General features: G+C 63.8%; 16 protein-coding genes. 6 read left to right on the plus strand and 10 right to left on the minus strand.

Annotation, left to right across the window (positions count from 1 at the left end; all coding sequences use genetic code 11):
- Window position 1: 1 nt before the first annotated feature.
- Window positions 2–901 (minus strand): glycosyltransferase family 2 protein, encoded by a 900-nt coding sequence (locus tag BLV15_RS07000; RefSeq protein ID WP_090225882.1) that lies wholly within the window; start codon window positions 899–901, stop codon window positions 2–4.
- Window positions 902–1,474: 573 nt separating this feature from the next.
- Between BLV15_RS07000 and BLV15_RS07005 the strand changes: the two genes are divergently transcribed.
- The 3 genes from BLV15_RS07005 to BLV15_RS07015 are packed head-to-tail and all read left to right on the plus strand — an operon-like array spanning window position 1,475 to window position 4,768.
- Window positions 1,475–2,527: a Wzz/FepE/Etk N-terminal domain-containing protein gene (locus tag BLV15_RS07005; RefSeq protein ID WP_090225885.1), complete on the plus strand. Its 1,053-nt coding sequence runs from the start codon at window positions 1,475–1,477 to the stop codon at window positions 2,525–2,527.
- Between the two features lie 2 nt (window positions 2,528–2,529).
- Window positions 2,530–3,465 (plus strand): glycosyltransferase, encoded by a 936-nt coding sequence (locus BLV15_RS07010; RefSeq protein ID WP_090225888.1) that lies wholly within the window; start codon window positions 2,530–2,532, stop codon window positions 3,463–3,465.
- Window positions 3,455–4,768, plus strand: a complete 1,314-nt coding sequence (locus BLV15_RS07015) for a hypothetical protein (RefSeq protein WP_139210693.1) — start codon at window positions 3,455–3,457, stop codon at window positions 4,766–4,768. The genes BLV15_RS07010 and BLV15_RS07015 overlap by 11 nt, the downstream gene beginning before the upstream one ends.
- Here the strand turns inward: BLV15_RS07015 and BLV15_RS07020 are convergent.
- From BLV15_RS07020 to BLV15_RS07055, 9 genes are all read right to left on the minus strand, one after another.
- Window positions 4,753–5,700: a glycosyltransferase gene (locus BLV15_RS07020; RefSeq protein ID WP_090225892.1), complete on the minus strand. Its 948-nt coding sequence runs from the start codon at window positions 5,698–5,700 to the stop codon at window positions 4,753–4,755. The genes BLV15_RS07015 and BLV15_RS07020 overlap by 16 nt on opposite strands.
- A complete protein-coding gene (locus tag BLV15_RS07025; protein ID WP_090225895.1) occupies window positions 5,697–7,052 on the minus strand; it encodes a lipopolysaccharide biosynthesis protein in 1,356 nt (451 codons plus the stop codon). The genes BLV15_RS07020 and BLV15_RS07025 overlap by 4 nt, the downstream gene beginning before the upstream one ends.
- Window positions 7,049–7,204 (minus strand): hypothetical protein, encoded by a 156-nt coding sequence (locus BLV15_RS22070; RefSeq protein ID WP_175534310.1) that lies wholly within the window; start codon window positions 7,202–7,204, stop codon window positions 7,049–7,051. Before BLV15_RS22070 ends, BLV15_RS07025 begins: the two co-directional genes overlap by 4 nt.
- The gene (locus BLV15_RS07030; protein ID WP_090225898.1) at window positions 7,201–7,659 is read right to left on the minus strand and encodes a Rossmann-fold NAD(P)-binding domain-containing protein; all 459 of its coding nucleotides are present in this window, start codon (window positions 7,657–7,659) and stop codon (window positions 7,201–7,203) included. Before BLV15_RS07030 ends, BLV15_RS22070 begins: the two co-directional genes overlap by 4 nt.
- Before the next feature lie 23 nt (window positions 7,660–7,682).
- Window positions 7,683–8,819: a glycosyltransferase family 4 protein gene (locus BLV15_RS07035; protein ID WP_175534311.1), complete on the minus strand. Its 1,137-nt coding sequence runs from the start codon at window positions 8,817–8,819 to the stop codon at window positions 7,683–7,685.
- Complete coding sequence (locus tag BLV15_RS07040) at window positions 8,816–9,778, minus strand: NAD-dependent epimerase/dehydratase family protein (RefSeq protein WP_175534312.1); 963 nt, start codon at window positions 9,776–9,778, stop codon at window positions 8,816–8,818. Before BLV15_RS07040 ends, BLV15_RS07035 begins: the two co-directional genes overlap by 4 nt.
- Window positions 9,779–10,239: 461 nt before the next feature.
- The gene (gene ppa / locus BLV15_RS07045; protein ID WP_090225905.1) at window positions 10,240–10,767 is read right to left on the minus strand and encodes an inorganic diphosphatase; all 528 of its coding nucleotides are present in this window, start codon (window positions 10,765–10,767) and stop codon (window positions 10,240–10,242) included.
- Window positions 10,768–10,874: 107 nt separating this feature from the next.
- Window positions 10,875–11,687, minus strand: coding sequence for a M90 family metallopeptidase (locus BLV15_RS07050; protein WP_090225906.1), 813 nt, complete (start codon window positions 11,685–11,687; stop codon window positions 10,875–10,877).
- Window positions 11,688–11,693: 6 nt separating this feature from the next.
- On the minus strand, window positions 11,694–12,344 hold the full coding sequence (locus BLV15_RS07055) for a DedA family protein (protein ID WP_090225909.1): 651 nt from the start codon (window positions 12,342–12,344) through the stop codon (window positions 11,694–11,696).
- A 142-nt stretch (window positions 12,345–12,486) separates the two neighbouring features.
- Here BLV15_RS07055 and mpl point away from each other — a divergent pair, with 142 nt between their 5' ends.
- The 3 genes from mpl (at window position 12,487) to BLV15_RS07070 (ending at window position 14,916) form a co-directional block, all read left to right on the plus strand.
- The gene (gene mpl, locus BLV15_RS07060) at window positions 12,487–13,836 is read left to right on the plus strand and encodes a UDP-N-acetylmuramate:L-alanyl-gamma-D-glutamyl-meso-diaminopimelate ligase (RefSeq protein ID WP_090225911.1); all 1,350 of its coding nucleotides are present in this window, start codon (window positions 12,487–12,489) and stop codon (window positions 13,834–13,836) included.
- Window positions 13,837–13,990: 154 nt separating this feature from the next.
- Window positions 13,991–14,620, plus strand: coding sequence for a flavin prenyltransferase UbiX (gene ubiX, locus BLV15_RS07065; protein ID WP_090225914.1), 630 nt, complete (start codon window positions 13,991–13,993; stop codon window positions 14,618–14,620).
- Complete coding sequence (locus BLV15_RS07070; protein WP_090225917.1) at window positions 14,620–14,916, plus strand: YceK/YidQ family lipoprotein; 297 nt, start codon at window positions 14,620–14,622, stop codon at window positions 14,914–14,916. The genes ubiX and BLV15_RS07070 overlap by 1 nt, the downstream gene beginning before the upstream one ends.
- The last annotated feature ends 51 nt before the right edge of the window (window positions 14,917–14,967 follow it).

Here is a 14,967-nt window from a genome sequence, read left to right on the forward strand (position 1 = left end):
GTCATTTGCGCCAGGATGCCAGGTGGAAGGCGGTAAAGCCGCGCAGCATGCCGAGGATTCGCGCGGCGAAGGCCGCGCTTCTCCAGGCGTCCAGCGTGAACAGCTGGATGAACGAGGAAACCAGCGTACGCATGCCCCAGTTGAGCATATGAGGCTGCGGATTCTTCGCGATCAGCGCGCCATCGCCGATGGCATAGCTGTGGAAACGACCCACGGCCCAGGCATTCCAGGGCGGCATCTTGCTCGGGTGCTGCATCTTGATCCGCGGGCTGTAGCAGGCTTTCTGACCGTCCATGTGGTCGAACAGCCGGTTCATCAGGTCGATGCCTTCGGCCGCGGGGAAGGGGGCGCCGGGACCGAAGCGCTCATCGAAGCCGTCGGCCCGCAGGAACAGCTCGCGGCGCACGAAGAGCGTGGCTTCCGTCAGGCAACTGAACATCGTGCGGCGGGTGAACTCGGTCGGCTCCTGCTTCCAGCGCAGCACGTTGGGCGCGCCGGTTTCGTCGATGGTCTGGCCGGTGATCACCTGGGTCAGCGGGTCGTTGGAGAGTCGTTGCACTTCGCCCAGGGCATCCGAGAGCAACTGGCAGTCGTCGTCCGGAAAACCCAGCCAGATTCCCCGCGCCAGGCGCGCACCGAGGTTGCGCGCACGGGTGGCGCTGCGGAAGTCGACCTGCTCATGGCGTATATCGAGAAGCCCGGCGAAACGGGCGATCACCTCGACCAGGCGATCGTCGCCATTCTGGTCGACCACGATCACCTCGAACGTCGGCGCATTCTCCTGTTTCACCAGGCTCGCCAGGCAAGGCTCCAACTCGCCGTCGTCGTGCAGCGTAGCGATGACCAGCGAACAGTGTGGGGCAGAGGGCTGGCGCGCGACGCCGTCGGGGGAACGCTGCATGGTTTCTCGGTTCTATCGGCAAGTCGGCTGTTTCAACGGAACGCGCGGCGGGCCGGCTGTTCTATCGATCGATCGGATGATCGTATTTTCCGTACAGGCATGTCTTCTCCTCGCGCCGAGCGGTTCATGGCGTGGGAGTTGTTTCTTGGGGAGGCGCCGCGAGCAGGTATGTCCGGACGCCGCGGGAGAATGCCTTGGCGAGTGGCTATTTGCCAGTCCAGAAAGGGGATTTTCTCGTGTCGATAGCGTTACGAGGGACTAAAAACCGTATAACCGCTCCGTTTTGGTCTTTCAGATCGATCTTCTGTTTGCGCCTAAGCTATACCCGTTCAGGCCTCTCATCCGCGCAGGCAGGGTAGGTACGGAACAATTGAGAAACAGCAGGCAGGCGGTGGGCACCATCATGGACGGCGCGTCTCGTGGCGGGCCTGGTACGAAACGGTCGAAGGCTCGCCGCCGTGCGGGTAGTCCAGTGGTCTGAAGCCGCCTGGTTACGGGAAGCAACACTGGCGCCGCCGAATGAAATCGTTACTATCCCGCGAGCACGAATAATCGAGAGATCTCTTAGTGAACATGCTGACGCAACGTGGAACTGCGGACTCCTCTTATCACCTCGACCTCTTCGATTATCTGCGGCTTCTGTTGCATCGCTGGAGGTGGGTAGCCGGGCCGACGCTGGCCGCCCTGGCCTGCGCGGGGCTTTACCTGCTCCTCACTGCGCCGGTCTACCAGGCGAGAACCACGTTGTTGCCGCCGACGCCGGCGTCGATTGCCGGGTATAATCAGGACAACGGTCGGGCGGGACTGCCGGTCTGGGATTCGGACGCAGTCTACAGTGCGTTTCAGAAGTATCTGTTCAGCGACAGCCTGCGACTCAGCTTCTTCAGGGAAACGGTTTTGCCGGGCCTGAGCGAAGAGCAGCGCCGGAGGCCCGAGGGCGCCTTGCGCCGTGCGTTCGACACGCAGCTCCAGGCGTTAGCCCCGGACAGGCTCAAGCCTTATATCCTCCAGGTCGACGTATTGTCCGAGCAGCCTCAGCAGGCCGCCGACTGGGCCAACGCGTACGTGCGCAGCGCCGAGCGTCTGGCGGACCAGGAGATCCGCGAGACAGTCGAGGCGTCGATCCATCAGCGCGGCGCCCAGTTGCAGCGCCAGATCGATCTGTTGAGAGAAACGGCGCTGAAGCGGCGCAAGGACCGCATCGCGGCGCTGAAGGAGGCGCTGCAGATTGCCCGTAGCGTCGGTCTTGAGTCCCCGCAGGCGAGCTCCATGCGGGTTGCTGCGCAGGACAACCTTGCCTCGTTCATCGACGGCAGCCTGCTGTATCTGCGCGGCTCCAAGGCGATCAGCGAAGAAATCGCGTTGCTGGAGGCTCGCGAGTCCGATGATCCTTTCATCGAGTCGCTGCGGGATCTGGAAGAGCAGAAAGCGTTCCTCGGCGGTATCCGAATGCCCGACACCATGCGGACGGTACAGGTCGATCAGTTGGCGCTGCTGCCAGACGCCCCGGTGAAGCCACGCGCGGTTCTAGTACTGCTGGCCGCCTTGCTGATCGGACTGATCGCCGGGACGCTGCTGGCCTCGGTGCTCGGTGCGGCGACCATGCGAAAGGGCGAGGCGCGCTGAGCATGATGCCGCAGGCGCCACTGGTCACGCTGGTCACGCCTACCTACAACCAGGCGCGCTATCTGCAGAAATCACTGGACAGCGTGCTGGAGCAGACCTATCCGAACATCGAGTACATCGTCATCAACGACGGTTCCAGCGACGATACCGAGTCGGTGCTGAACCGCTACGATGGTCGCCTGAACTGGTCGACCCAGGCCAACCAAGGACAGGCCGCCACGCTGAACGCGGGGTGGAAGGTGGCACAGGGCAAGTACATCGGTTACCTGAGTTCGGACGATCTGCTCGCTCCGGACGCGGTGGCGCGGCTCGTCGCTGTGCTTGAACAGGATCCGTCGGTGGTCTGTGTCTATCCGGACTGCGACCTCATCGACGAGCATGGCGTGGTAGTCAAGCGTGGTCTCTGCAAAGGGTTCGATCTCGAAGAGTTGGTGGTCCGGCAGGAGTGCCACATCGGTCCCGGAGCATTGTTCAGGGCCGACGGCTTTCGCCGCGTGGGCGGCTGGAAAACCTATCTGCATCTGGCGCCGGACCGTGAGTTCTGGATGCGCCTGGCGGGCGAAGGAAGCATCCGTTTTCTGCCCGAGTCACTTGCCGGCTACCGCCTGCATGCGCAGTCCATTTCCTATCAATCGACTTCCGACGAGCAATCCAAGGAATACCTTCAGGTGCTGGATGAGTACTTCGCCGGGAACGTCGCGCCGAGCATCCTCGCACGAAAGCAGGAAGCCTATGCGTTCGCCTATTTCCTCATGGCGCGCAATGCCATGCGTAGCGGCCGCCCCCTGCGTGGTGGCCGCTATTTCGTCGAAGCCTGTTCGCGGCATCGCGGCTTCATGCATCCGCGATACCTGCTGCAGTTGGTGCGCAATACGCTGAGCAAGCCGGTCCGGGTGGCGATGGCACGTGTGCGAGCGAGGCGGCTGCGTGCTGACTGATCGCGTCCGGCTCATGCGATGGCTTTTCCCGCTGTTTTACTTCCAGGCATACCTGGGGCTGAGCGTGTTGCTGTTCTTCTTTGGTCCATGGCCTTGGCCGGTGCAGGAGCCGGAGTCGCTGCTGGTGTTCCTGCTGGCCTCCCAGGCATGCTTTCTCGTGGGCTATCTTGCCGCCGCCTGCGTGCCCTCCCCCAAAGGGGCCGTGCTGGACGAGGCGAAGGTGCGTCGCTTCTTCGATTTTTGCCTGGTGGTTAGCCTGGCCCTCGCGATCCCAACCAGCCTGGCCCGCGCGGGCAGCGCGGTGCCGGACATCCTGTTCGGCCTCAGCGATCCGGGACAGGCCTATGTGGATAACTACTATCGCCTGCTCGACGGCAACTCCTACGTATGGTCGGAGTATCTGCGGATTCTCCTGGCCGTCCCCGTTACCTCGACCTTTCCGCTTCTGGTCTATCTCTGGGGCGGTCTGGGCTGGGTACGGCGCTTATTGGGTATTGTCGCTGTCGTTTTCCACATGTGCGTATACATGGCGATCGGCACCAACAAGGGGATCGCGGACGTCGTCATCACCCTGCCGCTGCTGCTGGTGCTGGCGAGTTGGTCCGGCGGAATTCGCCTGCAGGTGTTCCGCCCCCGTTACCTGCTGCTGTTCGTCCTGGCGTTCGCGCTGTTCCTGGGATTCTTCTCGGCGGGCCAGGTCGGACGGGTGGGCGGGGTCGGGGAGGCGGGACTACTGCCGGCGGGGCAGGTGATGGTCCAGGCCGATCGCCGCGATGGTGAATATGCGCAAGTTCTGCCGCCGTCGCTGGCTATCACCTATGAGTCGCTGACGCGCTACTTGGGGCAGGGTTACTACGCCTTCGCCGTCAGCATGGACCTGGACTCGCCGAGCACATTTGGCTTCGGCAATTCCATGTTCCTGAATCGAAACATGGACGCATTGCTGGGCACCCACTACTTCACCGAGAATTCCCTGCCCAGCGTCCTGGAACAACGCAAGGGTTGGAGCATGATGATGCTCTGGCACTCGCTCTACACATGGTTGGTGTCGGATTTCGGCTTGGGCGGGACGCTGTTCCTGATGGGGTTTTTCGGCTTCCTGCTTTCGCTGGGCTGGCGCCGTTGCCTCGACCGGCAGGGCGTCCTCTGGCTGACGATGGCGTACATGATGTTGATCCTGTTCTATTACACCCCAGCCAACAACCAGCTATTCCAAATCGGAGAGACCACTTCCGCTTTCGTCATGGTGCTGCTCTGGCTGATGCTTTCCGGAGAACGGATCTTCTATCAGCGCAAGGGGTGATCGAGCCGCTGCCTGAGCCAGGCACGCCATGCATTCCTGGCACGCAAGCGCGGCAGGCCGAAAAGGCCGTTGGCCAGAAGTTTGAGGTTGCGGTAGCGGGTCGGCCAGGCCGGCCAACAGCGCGACGCTTCGGCAAGCGCGGTCGCCGCCTTGCGCCAGCGGCCTGCCAGCAAATGCAGGCGCGCCGTCAGCACCTGGGTGTTGGCGCGGGCGCGGAATTGCTGCCGAGCCAGACTGTCCGGTACATCATCGCGGGAGAAAAAGCGTTGCACGGCGATGGCGTACTCCCCCGCACGCTGTTCATCAGGCGCGCGAAAGGTCTGCGATTGTTCGTGTACGCGGAAAGCCGCGAGGGTTTCCGGATAGTGATGCACCGTACCGCACAGGCCCACGCGCAGCAGGAAATCCCAGTCGGGAATCAACCGCAGACGCACGTCCCATCCGCCGATTCGTTCCAGCACGCAGCGTCGTAGCAGGGCGCCGGGTCCAACCGGACAGAAGCCGTTGATCACCACCTCGTAGTGGTCGAACGGCGGTGCGATGACTTGCTTGAGTCGCCGACCCTCATGATCGATCAGCCAGTAGTCGGGATACACCAGCATTCGCTGTTCGTCTTCGAGCAGCGCGGCGACCAACTTGCCGATAGCGCTGGGTTCAAGGCGGTCATCGGCGCTCAGGTACCCCAGGATGTCGCCGGAGGCATGCCCCCAGCCGCGGTTGAGGCTGGCGGACTGGCCCTGATTGCTCTGTTGCAGCAACACGATCTTGCCGGTATAGCCCGCAAGAATGGAGGCCGTACGGTCGGTCGAGCCGTCGTCGACGACGATGACCTCAAGGTTGCCATAGTCCTGGGCAAGCAGGCTGTCCAGCGTGTCGGCGAGGTAATGCTCTGCGTTGTAGGCAGGTACAACCAGGCTTACGCGTGGGCTCATAGCAATCTCTTCAGGGTTCGCAGGGGGTGTAGCATCCCTTGTAGCGAGGCGACTGTCACTAGTCCCAGGCGCATTCTGACGCAGACACACATGGCCAGGCTCTGAAGACCCAAGGCAATGGCGACGCCGAGGGCGACGCCGCTGGCGCCGAGCCAAGTACCCAGCAAGAGCGCCAGTGGGATCAACAACGCACCGCTCAACCCGGTGATCCACAACATGTCGCGCTGGCGTCCGGTCATCATCAGGGTGTAGCCGGCCGAGCCGCAGAGCACGTTGACGCACTGCCCGGCGCCGAGGATCAGCAGAACCCCGTGAGCACCGCGATAGCTGGCGCCGAAGAACAGCTCGAGGAGCAGCGGGCCGGCGACAGCGAACAGGATCAGCGCCAAGATGGCTGGCAATGCCGCGAGTGCGGCCGAGTCGCGCAGAAGGCTCTGCAAACGGGCATGCTGGCCGAGCGCATGCTGTTCGCTGATCATCGGGACCAGGGCCGAATTGAGCACCAGCAGGGGCAGGGTGAGCAGTTGGGTCAATCGAGAGGCGGCTCCGTACAGGGCAACGTCGGTACTGTCGGCCAAATGGTTGAGAATCCACAGATCGGCCTGGGTCAGCACGACCAGAAGCAGATTGGTACCCCACAGGGGCAGCGATAGCGCCAGCAATGTCCGCCAGCCCGGCGTCTGTGGCGCAGGCAGTCGACGCAAAGCACGGCGCAGTGCCATCGAGCAGATGAGAACCGCCAGAAGCGTTGCTCCGGCTACCAGGATGACGGTCTGCCGTAGTGTTGGAGTGGCATACAGCGCGGCGATGCCGAGCGCCGTCAGGTACAGCAAGCTGGAGCAAAGGCCGCCATACGCCGAGGCGCGGAGTATGTCCTGCAGACCGCGAAAGGTTTCCGCAAGGGCTGACTGCAGCGCCAGGCCTATTGTCCAGATGATCAGGAGGATCGGCAGGAGCACGTCCGGCGGGAATTTCAGGAATGCCGCCAGTTGCCTGCTCACCGGCGGTAGCAACAACACGGTCGCATAGACCAGCGCGGCGAAGGCTAGCAGCTTCAGGGCCATCCATATGGCGCCCTTGGCCCGTGCTGGCCTGTCCAGGGCCATCGCTTCGGATACGAGTCGCACGACACTCAGATTCACGCCGCAACCGATCACGATGGCACTGATGGAGCAGAAGCTGAACAGGATGAAGTAGTTGCCCGCCGAGGCGGGCTCCAGCGTGCGGGTGATGAGTGTGGTGACGAGCAGCCCCGAGAGGGCTGCGAGCAGGCGCACCGCGAGGGAAATGGCGCTATTGCGTGCCAGGCTGGAAGATTTGCCTGCGGCAACCGGAGGGGGGGTGGAGTTCATGTCGGCACCGTTTCGCCCTTGAGCATCCCCAGCAGCGAGGCGCTCGCGGCAAGGTTGGACTGCGCTGTGCTCGGCACCATGAGTGCAAACTCCGAATTCACGCCGACCCGGCTTCCAGGCTCGTTGGAGCCGAAGACCATCACGGCGATCATGGGATCAGTCCGATTCGTCCAGATCGTTGTTCAGGGCCAACGGTTTCATCCGCCGGGCGATGACGGGTGATGGCAACCTCCTTCAGCGTCTTGGGAAGCGCCAGGGCGCTAGCCGGATAGGCCGCTTTGTCCGGTTTTCCGGTGCCCCTGATCTTGGTGCGCGCCGCTTGCGTGACGTCGGGCGCGCAGCAAGCAACCCGCTCGGGCGTCGCGACATGAAAGGCGTTGACGATATCGCGCGTCGCGCTCTGAAGGATGGCGGAATGGCGCGCATCGCGTCGGTGGATCTTCGACTTGGGATACGCATGGCGCGGCAGCAGCTCATCAGGCTGGCTCTTTTCGTCGCGACCAAGGGTGTGGATTCCCTTCGGGGCGCTGCGAAGAAAACCGCCGAAAGCGGCGTTGCCAAAGGGCCCCGTTCCTTCGGAGATCAGCAAACATCTGTCTTTCAGCATTCCCGCTCTCTTCGGTGTTTCCGTCACGCAGATGTTACGGAAATTCCTGAGTAGGCGCGCAGACAACGCTGGGCCACCTCGCGCCAGGTGTAGTCCTGCAGAACGAGCTGCTTGAGTCGCTGGCCTTGGGCGGGCAACAGGTCCCGCTGTGACAGCATCTGGCGCATACCTTCGGCAATTGCAGGCGCTTCGACCGGAACAACCCGGCCACCGGCGATTCTTTCCACTTCGTCGAAGCCGCATTGGTCGGTGAGCAGCACCGGTGTACCCGCCAGGCCCGCTTCCAGCGCGACGATGGACATTGCTTCCTTCCGGGAGGGTATCACCAGGAAATCCGCCGCGCGCAGCAGCGAGTATTTGCTGTCTGGCTGCAAGTGTCCGGGGAACTCGACGTTGCGGGCGATTCCCAACTGCTGTGCCATGGCTTCGAGTGTCGCGCGCTCACCGAAGTCCGAGCCCGCCACCACCAGGCGTGCGGTCGGATAGTCCTGCTTGACCTGGGCGAATGCTTCCAGCAACAGGTCAGGCCCTTTTATCGGCGCAAGGCGTCCGAGAAACGCGATCAAGGGTGATTCAGCGCTCCCCGGCTCCCAGCGGGGCGGCGAACGATCCTCCTCCTGATCTCGCTCGTGAACCCCATTGGGAATTAGCAGCGGCGCGTCGCTAGGGATGCCGTAGGGTGGGTAGTCCTTGCGCTCTGCGTCGGTTACCACCATGCAGCGTTCGGCGTTGCGGACCAGCTGGTAACCGATTACTGCGTTGTAAAGTTTCTTCAGCAGGCGCGACCGGCCCGCAACCGGTAGCGAGCCGGCCGGGCAATAGAAGTAGGGTATGTCGTGGCGCTGCGCGAGCCAGCCGACGAGCCCTGCGAGCCAACTCCAGTGTCCGGTGACCTGTACCACATCGGCCCGTGCTATCCAGTCGCTGATGCGTGTCGGAGAAGCCAGTGGCAGGTAGAAGCGGCGGCCCAGGTTGCTCAGCAGCAGGCACTCGAACTCGGCCAGTTCGGCGCGCCGTTCAGCGGTAAGTCCAACCGTGGTGCTCAGCAGCATGGCGGTGTGCCCAAGATCTTGCAGTGCCCTGGCCAATTGAAAGGTTCGCTCGGCCGTGCCGCCTCCCAGGGTGGTGTCGATGGAGTCACAGACCAGCAGTATCCTCATGAATTTTCCTTCCGCTGCAACGCGTACCATCGACCGTATTCCATCACGGCCTGTTCAAAATCTTTCTTCGGCGCGAATCCGAGTCTGGCTAGCCGGGTCCCGATGATCTGCAGGCGTGGGTCGTCCTGCGAACGCCGCGAGAGGCGCAGCAGGGCATGAAGCACCGAAGAGGGGATGCTCAGGGTAGAGCGCAGCTTCGGTACATCCATCGATGCAGCGAGGAGTTCGTCGATGCGTTGGTAGTGATTCGACGGATGTGCATCCTCTGCGACGATGAAAACCTGGCCCTGCAGCGGCTCTGGATGGAAAGCCAGCGATTCGACCGCCTGGACGACTGTTTCGACGGGCACCAGATGCATGTTTCGGTTGCCGTAAACGAAACGCAGCACGGCCCGGGTCCAGAGAGGCCAGTCCAGCATGCGTCGCGCCAGTTGCTCGAGATTCCTGGAGTCAGGACCGAACACCGCGGTCGGTCGCAGGATCGCCAGGTCGACCCGAGAACCCAGGGTGGCCGCTAGCGCCTTCTCCACCACCAGCTTGCTTTTCTCGTACCGGGACAACGGATTGGGCGGCGTATCCTCATTGGCTTCGCTGCAGTCGGAGCGACCCAACACCATCGCGGTGCTGACATGTATCAGCCGCCGAACGCCGTTTTCGAGGCAAGCCGAGGCGAGCTGACGAGCATGATCATGTGGAGACTCTTCGGCGGCGGTTGACCATGCGAGGTTGATCAGGACATCGGTGCCGGTGAGAAATGCCTGCAGCGAGTCGGGTGCGCTCAGGTTGCCAATGTAATGGCGGGTCCCATCCGCGGAGGGAGCAGATGTCGCCGAGCGACGCAGTTGCCGAATCTCGCATGGCAAAGGGAGAAGCGAATCCAGCAGGTGACGTCCGATGAAACCCGACGCGCCGATGAGGGCAATTGTCAGTGGCCGCTGGGAGGTTGGTCTGTCACTCACGAGTGGGCGCACCCCTTGCCTGATTGTCTCCATGAAAACAAACGGGCATGGCAATCAATGCGTACGAGTGTGCCCGGGTGGTGGGACCACCATGGCAGATACGGAATCCATTCATACATCCCCTGCTTCCATGTTTTTATTATGGTCTTCAAGCCACTAAATACCTGCCTGCGTTTGCATGTCCAGACACTTGGCATCTCAGGTTGATGCCTTTGATCGGAGTGGCGCCGATTAGTTGCGGTCTTCCTTGGTGGTTTCCCTCAACCAGGGGCTCGGCGAATCTGGGGTCGGTTTGGCTTTACACCTGCATCAGCGCTTTCGATACAACCCGTCCTCGTTGCAAGCATCGGAGCGCTGTATGTATCAAGCTTCCGATTCCTTGGATATTTGTTTCTAATTATTAATTTTTGTAGGCAATAAAAAAGCCGGCTTGTGGCCGGCTTTTAGGAGAGGGCAGCAGCTTACTTTTGGTAAGCCGCGGCCGCCTTGAGAATTTCGGCGCGGGCGGCGTCGGCGTTGCCCCAGCCTTCGACCTTCACCCATTTGCCTTTCTCGAGATCCTTGTAGTTCTCGAAGAAGTGCTTGATCTGCTCGATCAGCAGCGGCGGCAGGTCGGTGTATTCCTGGACGTCCTTATAGATGCTGCTCAGCTTGTCGTGCGGAACGGCGATCAGTTTGGCGTCGCCGCCGGCTTCGTCGGTCATGTGCAGCACGCCGACCGGGCGCGCGCGGATCACCGAGCCCGGCGCCACCGGGTACGGGGTCACGACCAGCACGTCGAGCGGGTCGCCGTCGTCGGCCAGGGTGTGCGGGATGAAGCCGTAGTTGGCCGGGTAGAACATCGGCGTGGCCATGAAGCGATCGACGAACAGGCAATCGGTGTCGTGATCGATCTCGTACTTGATCGGCGCGTGGTTGGCCGGGATCTCGATGGCGACGTAGATGTCGTTGGGCAGGTCTTTGCCAGCCGGAACCTTGCTGTAGCTCATGGGGTGACTCCCGGTATTAGGGCCAAAAAGTGGGCCGGATTATAGGCACATTCAATCGGCGATACCACGCCATTCAGCCTTTGGTCGGGGTTGTCCGGGACCATCGGTCAGGGCCGTTTGCGGTAGTCCGGATGCTCCGCCTGCAGGCGTTTCAGGCGCGCCAGCGGGTCCTGGCGGTAGAAGTGCGCGAGCTGGGCGTAAACCGCCGGGAAGGCCTGTTCGAGCAGATCCGGCGCGCTGAAGAAGTACTCGCTGGAGACGGCGAAGAACTCCGCCGGGTTTTCCGCGGCGTAGGGGTCGATGGCGGTGGCCGCGTCCGGATCGCGATCCAGCTGCGCGTTCATCGTGTCGTAGGCGCCCTGCATCGCCTGCGCCCAGTCGACCACGCGCATGTCGCGGTGCAGGGGCGGCAGGCCGTTGGCGTCGCCGCCGAGCATGTCCAGCTTATGCGCGATCTCGTGGATCACCAGGTTGTAGGCTTCCCAGCCACCGCTTTCGGTGACCCCCGGCCAGGCCAGGATCACCGGGCCCTGCGCCCAGGCCTCGCCGCTGCGCTCGTCGTCCCACTGGTGCTCGACGCCGGCATCGTCACGGTAGCGCTGCGGGCTGCGGAAATCGTCGGGGTAGAGCACCAGCTCGTGGAAGTTGCGCTGCCATTCGCCGTCCGGCAGGTGCAGCAGCGGAAGCTGCGCCTGGACGCCCAGGACCAGGCGATCCTCGCCGGACAGCTCCAGGTCGCCGAGCAGGCTGAGGTGCTTGTCATGCAGGAACAGCACGCTCAGCTCGCGCAGGCGCTGCAGTTCGGCCGGGTCCAGCCCGTCGAGGATCGGCAGTCGCGCCAGCACTGCCGCCCAGCGCGAGTCGTCGACGGGGTGCGCAGCGAGGATGCGGCGTTGGCGCCAGGCGCGCAGCGACCACACCGATGCTCAGCCCTGGCTGACGGCGCGCGAGCGGATGCGGTGGCGAATCCAGCCGATCAGCATCGGCAGCAGCGACAGGCCGATCACCAGCAGGATCATCGCGGTCAGGTTCTGCCGCACGAACGGCGTGTTGCCGAAGAAGTAGCCCAAGGTGCTCAGGCCGCCGACCCAGAGCAGGGTGCCCAGCAGGCTGAAGGCGAAGAAGCGCGGGTAATACATGCGCCCAAGACCGGCGACGAAGGGCGCGAAGGTGCGCAGGATGGGCAGGAAGCGCGCCATGGTCACCGTCTTGCCGCCGTGCTTGGCGTAGAAGGCCTCGGTATGCGCCAGGTAGTCGCGGCGGAAGATCTTCGAGTCGGGATTGCTGAACAGCCGTTCGCCCGCCGTTCGCCCGATCAGGTAGTTGCACGAGTCGCCCAGCAGCGCGGCGAGGCTCAGGCAGCCGATCAGCAGGCCGATGTCCATGCCACCCAGTGCGCTCAGCGCGCCGGCGAGGAACAGCAGGGAGTCACCGGGCAGGAACGGTGTCACCACCAGGCCGGTCTCGCAGAAGATCACCAGAAAGAGGATGGCGTAGATCCACACTCCGTACTGGGCGAGGAGCATTTCCAGATAGAGGTCGAGGTGCAGGATCAGGTCGATCGGATTGAAGTCCATGGCGGGGGCATTTGTCCGGGCGGAGGCGCCAGTATAACCACGCCGGTCCGCTTGGCGCTGCTGCCGGAGGTCCGTTGCAGGGGCTCTGTGCTAACCTGCGGCGCAGTTTTTCCGGGGTGGTTTCCCCGCTCAGAGGTCATCCATGCATATCCACATTCTCGGCATCTGCGGCACCTTCATGGGTTCGCTGGCCGTCCTGGCCAAGGAGCTCGGCCACCGCGTCACCGGCTCCGACGCCAACGTCTACCCGCCCATGAGCACTCAGCTGGAAGCCCAGGGCATCGAGCTGATGCAGGGCTACGATGCCGCGCACCTGGAGCCTGCGCCGGACCTGGTGGTGATCGGCAACGCCCTGTCGCGCGGCAATCCGGCGGTGGAGTACGTGCTGAACAAGGGTCTGCCCTACGTTTCCGGGCCGCAGTGGCTGGCCGACCACGTGCTGCAGGGGCGCTGGGTTCTCGGCGTCGCCGGCACCCACGGCAAGACCAGCACCAGCAGCATGCTCGCCTGGGTACTCGAGCACGCCGGCATGGCGCCGGGCTTCCTGATCGGCGGTGTGCCGCAGAACTTCGGCATCTCCGCGCGCCTCGGCGACACACCGTTCTTCGTGGTCGAGGCCGACGAGTACGACAGCGCCTTCTTCGACAAGCGCAGCAAGTTTGTCCACTACCGCCCGCGCACGGCGATCCTCAACAACCTCGAGTTCGACCACGCCGACATCTTCCCCGACCTGCCGGCCATCGAGCGGCAGTTCCACCATCTGGTGCGGACCATTCCCGGCGAAGGGCTGATCATCCACCCGGTCGCCGAAGCCGCGCTGGTACGCGTGCTGCAAATGGGCTGCTGGACGCCGGTGCAGACCACCGGCGACGGCGGTCAGTGGCAGGCGCGGTTGCTCAGTGAGGACGGCTCGCGCTTCGAGGTGAGCTTCGACGGCGTGCCGCAGGGCACCGTGGACTGGTCGCTGACCGGCCGCCACAACGTCGACAACGCCCTCGCCACCCTGGCCGCGGCGCGGCATGTCGGCGTGGTGCCGGAGCTGGGCATCGCCGGCCTGAGCCTGTTCAAGAGCGTCAAGCGGCGCATGGAGAAGGTCGCCGAGGTCGATGGCGTGACGATCTACGACGACTTCGCCCACCATCCGACGGCCATCGCCACCACGCTGGACGGTCTGCGCAAGCGCGTCGGCAGCGCCCAGGTGATCGCCGTGGTCGAGCCGCGCTCCAATTCGATGAAGCTCGGCGCTCACCGCGACGGCCTGGCCGAATCCGTGGTACAGGCCGACCGGGTGTACTGGTACGCGCCGCCGAACCTGGGCTGGGACCTGGCGGCCACGGTCGCCGGCGCGACGGTGCCGACCGAGGTCTGCGATTCGCTGGAGGCGATCATCGCCGGGGTCAGGGCCCACGCGGCGCCGGGCACCCAGGTGGTGATCATGAGCAACGGCGGTTTCGGCGGCCTGCATGGCAAACTGGCCGCGGCGCTGCAGTAAGAAAGCAAACTGCAAGTTCGCGCTCGAAGGGTCGTGAGCGCAGATGAGGCAAGGCGAAAGCCTGCGAGGAAGTGGAGTTTACTGTTGTAAATGAGCATTCCGAGCAGGCTTTCAACGCTGCATAAGCAAGCGAAACAGCTTCGAGAGTGAATTTATGAGCGGTCCCGAACGCATCACCTTGGCCATGACCGGCGCTTCCGGCGCGCAGTACGGCCTGCGCCTGCTCGACTGCCTGGTGCAGGAGGAGCGCGAGGTGCACTTCCTCATCTCCAAGGCGGCGCAACTGGTGATGGCCACCGAAACCGACGTGACCCTGCCGGCCAAGCCGCAGGCGATCCAGGCCTTCCTCAGCGAATACACGGGCGCTGCGGCGGGACAGATCCGCGTCTACGGCAAGGAGGACTGGATGGCGCCGCCGGCCTCGGGCTCCGGCGCGCCGACGGCGATGGTGGTGGTGCCCTGTTCCACCGGCACGCTGTCGGCGATCGCCACGGGCGCCTGTAACAACCTCATCGAGCGCGCCGCCGATGTCGCGCTGAAGGAGCGCCGGCAGCTGATCCTGGTGCCGCGCGAGGCGCCGTACTCGAGCATCCACCTGGAAAACATGCTCAAGCTGTCCAACCTCGGCGCGGTGATCCTGCCGGCCTCGCCGGGTTTCTATCACCAGCCGCAGACCCTCGACGACCTGATCGATTTCGTCGTCGCGCGCATCCTCAACCTGCTGGACATCCCCCAGGACATGTTGCCCCGCTGGGGCGAGCACCACCTGGGCAGCGCCGACTGATGCGTACCGCGGCGCTGCTGGCCGCCACGCTGGCTGCCGCGTCGCTGCTCGGCGGGTGCGCCAGCGTGCGCACGCTGGATGCGGCCAAGCCCGGCGCGCCGCTGATCTACGCCGGCACGCGGCTGGACTGGTATGAACTGCACGGGGGTTGCTGCCCGAAGGAGCGTTTCGGCGCCGAGGCCCCGCGTCATGCGGCGCTCGACCTGCCGGCCAGCGCGCTGCTCGACACCCTGTTGCTGCCGTTCGCCGTGGCCACCGAGCTGGGCATCGGCCTCGGCGTGCGCGGCGGCAACTGACGCCGCGGACGTTGCCCGTCGCCACGCGTTGCGCGCCACTCGGGCGGCGAT

The sequence above is a fragment of the Pseudomonas kuykendallii genome (genome assembly GCF_900106975.1).
Lineage (GTDB): Bacteria > Pseudomonadota > Gammaproteobacteria > Pseudomonadales > Pseudomonadaceae > Pseudomonas_O > Pseudomonas_O kuykendallii.